The sequence below is a fragment of the Bifidobacterium intestinale genome, assembly GCF_023656765.1.
In the GTDB taxonomy this organism is placed as follows: domain Bacteria; phylum Actinomycetota; class Actinomycetes; order Actinomycetales; family Bifidobacteriaceae; genus Bifidobacterium; species Bifidobacterium hominis.
In genome coordinates this window covers 254643-266564 of record NZ_JAMOKR010000003.1, presented here as the reverse complement: position 1 = coordinate 266564, position 11922 = coordinate 254643, and the positions used below count along the sequence as shown (strand labels likewise).

The following is an 11922-nucleotide window of genomic DNA, read 5'->3' as shown; positions in this document are numbered from 1 at the left end:
ATCTATAAGGGCGTAACGTCGAATCAAGCCAAAAGTGACGTTATTATTTCTAGAAGATATGTTTAAATTTAAAGATATGAAGTGGTTTAACGCAGGCTTGAAAAAGGCGCCGACGAAACGTCGTTATCTAGTTTCCACGGCGGGGCAGCCGAATTGGGGGGACGAATTCATCACCCGCGCTTGGATTCGATGGCTGGCGAAATCTGAGCCTGATAGCGAAATTTGGTTGGATTGTCCTAACCCAAGCCACGCTAGCCTTTTATTCAGAAATGAGCACCCACATCTGCATGTTGTGAATACATTGTGGCAGCTGATTTGGAATACCTCCGATTTATTGAATGACTCTGAGGCGGCCGCGAAAAAAATACGCGGCTGGATTCGTAATGGGGGAACGCCTCGGGAAGATTTCGGCATTGATCTTTTGCGGGAGATGGACACTGTTCACCTGCTGGGTGGTGGTTACATCAATCAGCTTTGGAAAGCCAATGCGCTGTTGCTGGTGGCATTGGCTCAGCTCAAGGAGCTGGATCCTCAAATTCTGATTTATGGAACGGGTCTGGGACTTGCACCTTTGGAGGGAGTGGATCTTGTTCTCGCCAGAATGAGCTTCCCCGCTTTCGACCACTTGAGTGTCAGAGATGACAAGAGCGCAGACATAGCCGGTGTGGATTGCGGCTTTGATGATGCGTTCTTGGAGGTTGCGAATACGAAATTCGATTGGCTGGAACGGGACTTGTCGGCTCGTGCCTTTGTTTGCCTCCAGCAGGATGTTGTAGGCAGAAATACGCAAGCGGTTGATGCCGCTGTTTCTTCGCTTCTGCTATCGGGAGTGAAAAAGAAAGAGCCTGTTTTCCTTGTAGAGGCAATTCCTCCGGAAGACTCGTGGTCATTAGATTTGTTCAAAGAACAATGGGATGGCGATGTATGGCTATTGCCTTTTAGCCATTTGTGGAATCGTGGTTTCCCGGGCATCGATAATGCGGTTTGGATTTCTAGTCGTTTCCACATGCACCTACTGGGCGCATGCGCTGGAGCCAGAGGAATTGCTATGGGCTTCGGAAACGAATACTACGACATCAAGCATGGGTCGTTGATGAAGCTCGGCACGGGTTGGTCTAGCTTGGACATGTCGGCAGAATCGCCTGTTCCTGTTTCTGCTATGGTTAATGCTGACTTCCAAGCTGAAGCTTTGCGCATTGCTCGAAAGAAGAAGAACGAGGCGGTCCGATTATACTGAACCTATGGGTTGCTCGCAAAGATCATGCATTGAGTTTTGCTGTGCTGCGAATGTGAAATAGCTTGAAATTCGATTGCGAAGGTGGAGTTCCAAGACCAGGACGACGGGTTCGGTCCTTAAATATGGCAATACGTCCATGCCTACACCTTTTACTAACATACAGACTATGCAACATTTTTTTCAGCTTGATGAAGAAGGCGAGCGCCTGATTGGGAAGCTTAGTGAGCGCCTGCGCCGGTTGGTACTTAGCGCGGTGGACTATAACGCTCTGATCCAGCCAGGCCGGGTGCTTACTTATAAGTTGTACATGGGGGAGAAGTGGCAGTATCCTCGCTTGACTGATACCTCGACGTTAAATGGTGCATTGACGGAACAGGCCGGTTTGGATTCTTTTGCAACGTTCCAGGCAACTTCCACGGTTAAGGCGAAGTCGCTTTTCTCTCCGCATTATTTTGCCGGTGATGAGCAGATCGTAGACCGTAATATTCGCTATTTGCTGCTGACTCCCGATGATGCTACTGATGATGACGTAGAACAGAATCGTCCTGCTGGTCGATACACTCATTTGTATCGTGAGATTGAATCTGCGGCTCCGGTGTTTTTTGATGCGTTGCGTGAGGTGAAGCGACGTCGGCGTGAGCAAATTGGCAAGATGGAGATTAAGCCATTTGAACCGCCTACGGTTGCAAGGATTAACAGTTCTGAATCTAGCCATCATCCTTGGAAGGAGATTGCTCCCGGGAAGGCTGCTTCGGATGCGCCTAAGGCCGTGATCATTGCCATGCATTGGCTGCAATCAGGCGGAGCTGAGCGTTGGGCGATGGAAACGGTCGCTTTGGCTCGGCAGGCTGGATTGTTGCCGATCGTAATTACGGATTCTGATGGTCACCAGCCGTGGATTACTCGTCATGAATTTGACGATACCGTGCTGCTGCCTCTTACCATGCCTCTGCAGGATCGTGTGGGGGATGCTCCGTTATTGAGGGCTCTGTTCGAACAGTTCAATATCGTGGGTGTGCTTATCCATCATTGCCAGTGGATGTATGACAATGCATGGTGGATAAAACATTATTTCCCTGAAACCCATGTGGTGGATTCGCTGCATATCGTGGAATATATTTTCCATGGTGGTTATCCCAGCGAATCAGTAGCTCGTGATGAATGGATTGATTTGCATCATGTCATCTCTCCTCAGCTTGAGCATTGGTTGGAGGATGTCCATCATATTGATCCAAAGAAAGTGGTGGATGCTCCGCTTGTCGGGCTTACTGCGGATAGCGGAACGTTGGCATTTAAGCCTAGGGATACCGAAAAACCTTTGACCATTAGCTTTGTGGGACGTAATGTTCGACAGAAGCGCCCGGAGACTTTTATCCTTGCGGTGCGTGAGCTGAACAAGAAATTCCCTGGCAAACTTCGCTTTATCATGCAGGGTAATGGCGATATGGATGAATTCGTTGATCAGCTTATCAAGCGATATGACCTTGAAACGGTAATTCAGCGTCGTTCCATGACGACTCCGGTGAGCCAGACCTATGACCAGACGGATGTGCTGTTGGTTTCTTCTATGAATGAAGGCATCACCCTGACTACTATCGAGGCGCTTAGTGCTGGCATTCCGGTGATTTCGGCGAATGTGGGATCACAAGATACGCTTATTCCGCCGCAGGGCTTGTGTCGGAGGGAATCCGCTAGGTTCGTGCGTGATGTCACAGCCATAGTGGGAAGAATTCTCGAGAGCGAAGAAAATAGAAAGAAACTTTGGGAAGCGGAAAAGAATCGATTGGAAAAATTCTCTGAATTGAAGTCGGCTAACGAATATTTCCGCGATATGTTGACGAAATGGAGTCGTTGATGCAGAGCACAAAAATCGCGGCGGTTGTCGTGACGTATAACCGTCTTGAAAAACTTAAGAAGGTTTTGGCTTCTCTGGAAACCCAGACCCGTATGCCGGATCAGTTGGTCATCGTGAACAACGCGGCAACCGATGGCACGGATGCCTTCTTAGAGGAATATGCGGCCAATTTCAAGTATTCGAATTCGACGCAGCTTGATATTGTGACTCTTGAAAAGAACGAGGGTGGCGCTGGCGGATTCTCCGCCGGTATGCGCCGGGCATATGAAATCGGTTGCGATTACGCTTGGATCTTCGACGACGACGGTTACCCAGAACCAGATGCTCTCGATAAGCTTTACAAGGGATACGAGGATGCGGTTGCCGAGCTCGGCCCGGATGTGCCGTTCGCATGCTCGCTGGTCAAGTTCATTGATGGCACCATTTCCGAGATGAATAACCCTATCCCGACTTGGGATTGGGGTCGTCTTAAGGCCAAGGGCTTGGATATCGTTCTGGTCAGTCGTTGCTCCTTCGTCTCGGTGCTGATCCCACGCTGGGTCATGGAGGCATTCGGCCTGCCATACAAGGAATATTTCATTTGGTTCGATGATGCCGAATACACATTGCGTATCACCAAAGCATGCCCCGGCGTGCAGGTGCTCGATAGCGTGGTGTTGCATGACATGGGTGTGAATAGAGGCGTGAACTTCGGCATGATCAATGAGAAGAACGTATGGAAATTCCTCTATGGCGCCCGTAATGAGGCTTCTTATCATCTGCACCATGAAGGCCTGTACCAGTATCTGCGTTTCTGCGCTATGGTCCGCAATAATATGCGTCGAGGAAACGTAGACAAAAAACTTCAGCGACAGGTGTATGGAAAGTTGCTGGAGGCGCGTGAATTTAATCCAAAGGTTGACTTCCCCCAGACGCCGGTTGACTCAACTGCACGTTGATGAATTGACGTATGCGTTTTGCTATCAATTTGTAAGGATAATAACTTCGTGGCAAGTATGATTGAAAAACTCAAAGAACGCTACCACTACTCGTTAGTGGTACTTCGAGAATTAGTACGTACTGATTTCAAACTGCGTTACCAGGGCTCATTCCTAGGAATTGCATGGTCGGTTCTTAAACCGTTGATGCTGTTTTGCGTGATGTATGTAGTGTTTGCCAAGTTCCTGCGCATGTCAGACGGCACCCCCACATATCCTGTAGTGCTATTGTTGGGCATCAGTACTTGGCAATTCATAGAGGAAGCCACCTCTGTCGGTTTGCGCTCAGTGGTGGACCGCGGCGACCTGCTCCGCAAAATTCACTTTCCGAACTATATAGTGGTGGTGTCATCGACTATCGGCGCGCTTATCAGCTATGCCATCAACTTAGTGGTGGTACTTGTTTTCGCGCTGATCAATCGTGTGCAGTTCACCTGGCGAGTGATTTTATTGCCGCTGAACTTCATTGAATTGTATGTGCTCTCTTTGGGTATCGCTCTGTTGCTGGGATCCATGTACGTGTATTTCCGTGACATCGCTCATCTGTGGGATGTACTTAAGCAGGTGCTGTTCTATGCCATGCCGGTTATTTACCCGCTCAGCATGGTGATGGACAACCAGTCGTTGCGGCCTTATGGTCAGCGTATCGCCCAAATCCAGCTGTTGAACCCGATTGCGCAAACAGTGCAGGACATCCGTCACAATCTTATTGCGCCTGAGACGCAGCCGACTATTTGGACGCTTAGTTCACATAAGGCAGTAGGACTGATTCCTCTTGTCTTGACGCTGTTTATTTTCTGGCTGGGTATCCATGTATTCCGAAAGAATAACCGTAAATTCGCGGAGGTTATGTAATGGATAATTCTATGACTGATAATTTTGCGGCTACGGAAATTACTAATAAGACTGAATCGCCTGTTGTATTGTCAGTTAATCATGTAGGAAAATATTTTAAATTGCCTACAGAACAGGCTACAGGCCTCAAGCAATTGGTGATTAATTTGGCCAGAGGTATCAAAGGCTATAAAGAACAGCATGTGCTTCGTGATATTAATTTCGAAGTGCATCAGGGTGATTTCTTTGGCATCGTTGGTCGTAACGGTTCGGGCAAATCGACTTTGCTGAAGCTTATTTCCGGTATCTATGTTCCCGATTCTGGAAATATTCAGGTCAATGGGAAGCTGGTGCCGTTCATTGAGCTTGGCGTGGGATTCAATCCTGAGCTTACTGGGCGCGAAAATGTGTATCTTAACGGGGCCCTACTTGGCTTCACTCGTGATGAGATTGATGCCATGTACGACGATATCGTGGAATTCGCCGAACTTGAAGAGTTCATGGATCAGAAATTGAAGAATTACTCTTCAGGTATGCAGGTGCGTTTGGCGTTCTCCGTGGCCATCCAGGCCAAGGGCGATATTCTCGTGCTTGATGAGGTGCTCGCTGTTGGCGATGAGGCGTTTCAACGTAAATGTGATGATTTCTTCGCGCATGTTAAGCATGATCCCACTAAGACCGTCATCTTGGTGACTCATGATATGGCTGCGGTCAAGAAGTACTGCAACAAGGCAATCCTTATTAAAGACGGCGTTATCATCGCTTCCGGCAATAAAGATGATGTTGCGGATCGTTACACTTTGGAGAATCTGGAAAACAAGGAAAAGGAAAAGAAAAACGAAAGTCGTTTTCCTGTTGGGCTCAACAAGCGTGTGCCGAAATTGCGTATCATTCCGACTTGCCCATTGATCTGCACGAGCTCGGACAAATTTACGTTTGATATTGAGTACGAGTTCAATGAGCCGACTGAGTTTTATCTGGCTATTGCTCTGCATGATATTAAACGTGGCGGTATTTCGTACGATACGGGTGCGAACACGATTAAGCTGACGAATCCCGGTCACCGCGTCGCACACTTTGAGATGCCTCTGAACATATTCAATAATGGTGATTTCAAATTGGTGGCTTCTTTGCGTACTCCGAACAGCAATCCTAAGTTGCCGTCTGATATGATCGCCTTTACCAATGATGATAATTCATGTTCATTTGCCATTCGCGATTTGAAGAACCGGCAATATGCATTGCTGAACGATACGGCAATGGCGATCCATCTTGTTGATGATGAGCAATGCGCGGATCTTGCTTCGGAATCGAAGAATTCTGAGGAAACCCAAATTAAATAAAATACTATATTGTATTTGGTGAGGGAAAATGGTAATGAAATTAGCGTTATCATTTTCCCTTTTTGCAGAAACCATCTAACGTTGGCAATATTTAGATCAATATTATTGAGTAATTGTCTAAACGGTGGTATTCGATTATTTTCAGATACAGTAAATCGCTGCAGATAGAACTGTTGTTATCGGCAAACGGATAAAACGACAACGGGAGACGATGTATGGTGCAAAGAACCTCTTCGGAAAATACTAATTCGGAACAAGCATGGGAAACCGTCATGCGAGTTGTATATCCAATCAACGACGCCGAGCAGACTCTCCCTCTGTATGCGATCGATTGGACTCGTCCGCATATTGCGAAAACAACTTTGGATGCTCGCATTGACACTCATTGCGTGGCATTCGGATCCATGAATCAGTCCGCATTGCAGCGGATGATTCGGAATGCAGGTTCCTCTAATGAAGTCTCCTGCGATGAGTTTGAGGTTACGGGACGCGCCTCGATTACTTTGAAAGACCATGGACATATATCTGGCTGCACTTTCTTCAATGCGTTTCCGGCAGCGTATTGGCGTCGTTGGACGGGCGTAAAAACCGTACTGTTCGAGGCGCATGTCCAAGGGAACGCCAAAATCAGTATTTTCCGTTCGACTGGCCGTGGCTTGATCTACCCAGTTGCGGAACGAATCGTAAAAACCTCGGGTTCGGTGTCTTCCGTTGCCGTGCGTATTCCGATGACAGGGCTGATGGATGGAGGATATTTCTGGTTCGATGCGGAATCGCTCGGTGGATCGGTAACAATCGCTGACGCCACATGGGCTGTTCCAAGTGAAGCCCGTACCACTCGGCATGACACTTCCATGTCCATAGCCATTACAACGTTCAATCGTGCTTCATACTGCATGAATCAGTTGCGTGCCATTGCCGGGGATCACGCATTGCGCGAACGCTTGGATACAGTGTATTGCACCGACCAAGGCGATGACTTGGTAAAAAACCAGGAGGGTTTCGCTGAAATATCAGCGGATCTTGGTTCGCAGCTGACCTACATTCAGCAAATGAACCTAGGCGGTTCCGGCGGTTTTTCCCGTGGAATGTATGAGACGGTCAAAGCTGGCAATAGCGACTTTGTATTGCTCTTGGACGACGATGCCATCAGCGAACCGGAATCGATTTTGCGAGCGATACAGTTTGCGGATTATACGGTGCGTCCGGTCCTCGTGGGCGGAGGCATGTTCCATTTGGACAATCGCACTATGTTGTATACGCAAGGTGAGCGGATCAACCAGCAAAGAATGTGGATGCAACCATCCAAAGGATTGGAATACAACCATGATTTCTCCACGGAACCGCTTCGTGATACCCCAGATCGGCATCAGCGCATTGACGAAGATTTTAATGGCTGGTGGATGTGTCTGATTCCGATCGCAGTGGTTGAAAAAATCGGCCTTTCAATACCTGGATTCATTAAATTCGACGATATTGAATATGGACTACGAGCCAAGAAAGCAGGTTTCCCTACAGTGTGTCTGCCCGGCGTGGCAGTGTGGCATCAAGCATGGCATGATAAAGATCCGGCTCGTTCATGGGAAGAGTATTTCACTGAGCGTAACCGTTGGCTTGCCGCTTTGCTGACGTTCCCTAATCAGCCGCCTCGCATGCTGGTGGAAACTTTGTATGGGGATGCCAGTTTGGGGCTTCGTTTCGTTTATTCTGCGATGGCATTGCATCATATGGCATTGAGGGATATTTTTCGCGGTCCGCAATACCTGATGGATTGTTTGCCGACGAAACTCAATGAGGTACGTGAGCTGCGTACGAAATATCCCGATGCGCAGATCGAGGATACCCTCGAGGCTTTTCCGGAACCCATCGGTGAAATTGAGCCATTGAAGAATCATCCCACGACCATGCGAAAACTATATGGTTCCATCGTTAAATTAGTCATCAAAAGTTTTATCAAGAACGTGAATCCAGATCAGGCTCTTCGTCCTGATGGTTCTATTCCGGCGCGAGACGCCGCTTGGACTTGGCAGGCTTTTAACCGCGTGAATTCGGCACTGGTAACCACGGCTGATGGTAATGGTGTGGCATGGTTGAAGCGCGACAATAAGCTTTTCCGCAAAAGCATGCTTGAGGGACTCCGGCTTTCTTCTCGAATCCTATGGAATTGGAAAAAGCTTGCTGCTCAATATCGGGCCTATGACATCACCTCTATGAAAGCATGGTCGCATATTTTCATAGATAAATAAGCAAGGTGCTGGTTGGAGTTCCTCACCTTTTCCGAGATGGAACTCACTCCGGCAGATCGACAAAGCCGGTGTCTTTCAGGTAATTCTTGCCGATACTCATGTCATATTGAATGAGCTGATAGTCATGGAGTAATTGCTTGGCCTGCTTCGAGAGATTCTTTTTCTTGATGAGATTGCCTCTCGCGTCCAGATAGGTCGGAGCGCTGCTGCTGCCTGAAGAATCCGGCACGGACATTGCCGGAATTGCCTGATGCATTTCGGTAAGAAACGCAAGATACGGACTGACTTTTGCATTAAGATGTTCGGCGAGCTGAGCGGAGAAATAGTTTGATGATGTGTAGTCGCTGGAAACAGCGTCAAGCTTTGTGTTAGCCGAGCGTGATGCTTGGTTGGACCAAATGAAATAGTCAGTCTCATGCAATCCGAGGATGTTCTTTTTATCGGAATATGCGGTGGAATAAAAGCCTGGCAAATGGTCGCCGTAGAACAGCACGGTAATTGGGCGGTTAATCTTATTAAGCTGGCTCAAAAAAACGAATGTGGACTGATCCGTGTAGTTCAGTCCCTTGGTATAAGTATCCAGATTTATTTTTTCATCTGCTGGAAGATCCGATGCATCCATTTCTTTGAATTCGTTGTTTTGGTAGAGGTCTTCGTATGGCATGTGGTTTTGTATGGTGACGACTTGATAGAATCTGTTCTCGTTGGAGTCCGTGACTTTTTTCAATACCTCCGAATAAAAGGACTCATCTGAGACGTACCAAGCGGAATCAATTGCGTGAAGACCAGTAAGCTGCGGTTTACCGTCCGTTGCGAAGAACTGCGAGAACTGGAACTTCTTGTAATTCAGATCTCGGAAATACATATTGCGGTTGAAGGCATGTAATGCTACGGAAGCTTTTTTGCCGCCATTGGCTGCATTCCAAGCTTGGTTGATCGTTGGCGCCCACTTAAGCGAAGGCACGAGCTGCTGATAGGCGATGGACAGCGTCGGGCTGTAATTCGCCATGGAAAGGCCCGTCAACGCCTGATATTCAATATTCGCGGTGCCTCCGCCGTATCCCGGTGAAAGCATGAGTCCGGAAGTGGTTTGCGTCTTGATCTGACGGATGTTCGGTATCGGATCTTCGGAGAAACTGACGCCGGGGACGCGGGTTGGGTCGGAGAAAGTCTCGGAAAGTATCATGATGACCGTGTTGTCGGTCATATTGGTATTACGGGTCTTATTGATTTGTTGCGCCTGTTTCGCATATTTCTTTGCGATTGCTTGCACGGTTTCCTGTGAATAGCCTTCTGGCTTATCCATGGTTTTCGTATGTGCCAGGCGAAGGAAATTCACAACAGGGCCATTGCTGGTGGAATCGGCGAGACCGTTCCAGATTTGTGGGCTGTCACCCATGCTTTGAGCGAACTGAGTGGACCAATACCCGTCATTGCCGAATCCCCATACAAAGGAGAAACATAAAGCGACACTACATACCGCCGCTGCGATGCGAGTGAGGGTGCCTGTGAAATTTTTGACACTGGTGAAGGGACGGCGCCATGCGCAATGTATGATTCCATTGCGGCCATCGATAAACTGCATAATGATGCAGATGATTACTAGCCAAGTAACGCCTGTCACCGCGCTGTTAACAAAGCCTTGGCTGGATTTGGGAATGAATGAAGTGAGTTCGCTGGTATTGCCGCCGGTTATGAAGTTCAGATCAGCAGGAAGCACAGGTTCATTGCGGGTCTGCATTTTAACGTGATTCGCCACTGCGTAAGTGGTCATCACTGCCCCAAAGATTGCTGTGGAAACCCAGAATCTGTTCAATACAAAAATAAGCGTCAAATAAATAGCAATCAGAATAATAAAATTGAGCAGAACGAGATTTTTCTGCTCAAGCCACATTTGTGTTACGAATTTCGTCGTCTGTCCGGCAACACTGTCAAGTATTCTTGTGGTTTTATCGATTTCTACGCCTTTTTCATATTCCGGTTCGGAATACATGCCCCATTGAATAAAAATAACTTCGAATGCGGAAAGTGCGGCGATGATGATGGCGTAGAAGGAATAGGAGAAGCGATGACGCTTCTTCCACAGGGGATACGTTCTCCGGAAGAACTTGATGATGAGCTGAATAGCTTTGAAATTGGTGAAAGTTTGCCATGCGGTCTTTACCGTTGTGGCGGCGGTATGGATGGCGTGGCCGGTGGTTTTGGCAGCTTTTGCAACTGCATGTCCTGTTGTGGAGAGTGCTTTTGCCGTAGTGTGTACGGATTGTTTGCAGGCCTCGATAGCCTGCATCAGAGGATGCTCGTTAGCTTGCGCGAGTTGAATTTCAGCAGATGGGGGGGCTGAATGGGTACTGTCGTGCGCAGCTTCGTTAATGGCTTCGTCAATGGACTTGTCATCAGCTGTTTTTGGCAGATGGGGCGCATCGACTTTGGGAATGAAAACGCTTGTGTTGTCGGAGGTGGCGTGAATTGCTGACTTCTGCGTATGCAGCCTTGAACTGTGGTGGCCTGAAAGGGTGGATGGAGCACAGGCGTTGCTGTCTTCGTTGTCCGCAAGAGGGCGATATGTTCCGCCCGCAATCGGCTGCTTAGTAAGTTTTACGTATGAAGGAACGTGAGCATGACGGTCAGGCGAGAAAATAGGCATCGTCGCATCCTTCAACAAGATAGCCCCTTATAATTAGGAGCTCTGTACAATTAAACCGGATACATTCTAGTGTTCAGCTGTGGACGAACGGGTACCTAGCGGATGTCTTAAAGGTAGCTGGAAGGTTAACTGTGCTACGTGGGGTATCTGCCTACAACGTTAGTGGGAAAGGGCAACAAAATGTATGCGAAATCTGAAGGGTCGTAGCGCAGGAATTGGTTGATTTGCATACTGGGGGAGAGGCTCGATATGCGGATCTTTTTGCTCAATTTGCTGCGAGCGACGGTCGGCAGACGGATTTGGTGTTCAAGGTGGACGACTATATGCGCGCGCAAGTGTTGGATGCCACCAGCTGATAATGCGCCGAAAGCGTGGCTTGTATGGGGCGACGAGAAGGCGGGCGGCGGATTCGGTGCGTGGCTTGGCGCAGTTAGACCGTTGACGTGAGGTGTAACGTGGTTGCCATGACAGACCATGAACGCACTATTCCGACTTCTGGACATATTGCTGCTGAACATGCCGTTCCAACTTGTGCTCGTATGAAGACCATTGCTGTTCCGGATTTTGAAGTGTTGTTTGCCGACTATAAGGGTTCCAAGCCTCAGGAAGACGAATTTGTGAAGTGCGTCGGACGGGAACGCTTATGACAGTTCGCCATGGCGATGTGACGCAGTCTGACAACTGAGATTCGGTAAGCGTCGCTTTTGAAGATGTCACGCTGCAAGCGAGTCGGCTTCACTGGAGACAGAAGCGGGACCTGACTCATACTTGGCCTAGAGCCCG

8 protein-coding genes are annotated in these 11922 nt (G+C 48.3%); 7 read left to right on the top strand and 1 reads right to left on the bottom strand.

Annotated elements, in window-relative coordinates:
• The first annotated feature begins 34 nt into the window (after positions 1-34).
• The 6 genes from NBH13_RS05830 to NBH13_RS05805 all read left to right on the top strand — a co-directional run bounded on the left by NBH13_RS05830 (position 35) and on the right by NBH13_RS05805 (position 8492).
• Entirely contained in the window at positions 35-1237 is a 1203-nt protein-coding gene (locus NBH13_RS05830) for a polysaccharide pyruvyl transferase family protein (RefSeq protein WP_250779248.1), read from the top strand.
• Positions 1238-1403: 166 nt separating this feature from the next.
• Positions 1404-3092 (top strand): glycosyltransferase family 4 protein, encoded by a 1689-nt coding sequence (locus NBH13_RS05825; RefSeq protein WP_250779247.1) that lies wholly within the window; start codon positions 1404-1406, stop codon positions 3090-3092.
• Complete coding sequence (locus tag NBH13_RS05820) at positions 3092-4030, top strand: glycosyltransferase family 2 protein (RefSeq protein ID WP_250779246.1); 939 nt, start codon at positions 3092-3094, stop codon at positions 4028-4030. The genes NBH13_RS05825 and NBH13_RS05820 overlap by 1 nt, the downstream gene beginning before the upstream one ends.
• Positions 4031-4078: 48 nt before the next feature.
• Entirely contained in the window at positions 4079-4924 is an 846-nt protein-coding gene (locus NBH13_RS05815) for an ABC transporter permease (RefSeq protein ID WP_250779245.1), read from the top strand.
• Positions 4925-4935: 11 nt separating this feature from the next.
• On the top strand, positions 4936-6246 hold the full coding sequence (locus tag NBH13_RS05810; RefSeq protein WP_250779244.1) for an ABC transporter ATP-binding protein: 1311 nt from the start codon (positions 4936-4938) through the stop codon (positions 6244-6246).
• Positions 6247-6461: 215 nt separating this feature from the next.
• Positions 6462-8492, top strand: coding sequence for a glycosyltransferase (locus tag NBH13_RS05805; protein WP_250779243.1), 2031 nt, complete (start codon positions 6462-6464; stop codon positions 8490-8492).
• 43 nt (positions 8493-8535) lie between these two features.
• On the opposite strand, the gene NBH13_RS05800 is transcribed toward NBH13_RS05805, so the two are convergent.
• Complete coding sequence (locus NBH13_RS05800) at positions 8536-11157, bottom strand: LTA synthase family protein (RefSeq protein WP_250779242.1); 2622 nt, start codon at positions 11155-11157, stop codon at positions 8536-8538.
• 446 nt (positions 11158-11603) lie between these two features.
• On the opposite strand from NBH13_RS05800, the gene NBH13_RS05795 reads away from it, so the two are divergent.
• On the top strand, positions 11604-11786 hold the full coding sequence (locus tag NBH13_RS05795) for a hypothetical protein (protein ID WP_099595080.1): 183 nt from the start codon (positions 11604-11606) through the stop codon (positions 11784-11786).
• The last annotated feature ends 136 nt before the right edge of the window (positions 11787-11922 follow it).

Bases quoted from the DNA above. Each gene is read 5' to 3' on its own strand.
- NBH13_RS05820 (WP_250779246.1), top strand. From the start codon at position 3,092: ATGCAGAGCACAAAAATCGCGGCGGTTGTCGTGACGTATAACCGTCTT.
- NBH13_RS05825 (WP_250779247.1), top strand. From the start codon at position 1,404: ATGCAACATTTTTTTCAGCTTGATGAAGAAGGCGAGCGCCTGATTGGG.
- NBH13_RS05810 (WP_250779244.1), top strand. From the start codon at position 4,936: ATGACTGATAATTTTGCGGCTACGGAAATTACTAATAAGACTGAATCG.
- NBH13_RS05805 (WP_250779243.1), top strand. From the start codon at position 6,462: ATGGTGCAAAGAACCTCTTCGGAAAATACTAATTCGGAACAAGCATGG.
- NBH13_RS05795 (WP_099595080.1), top strand. From the start codon at position 11,604: ATGACAGACCATGAACGCACTATTCCGACTTCTGGACATATTGCTGCT.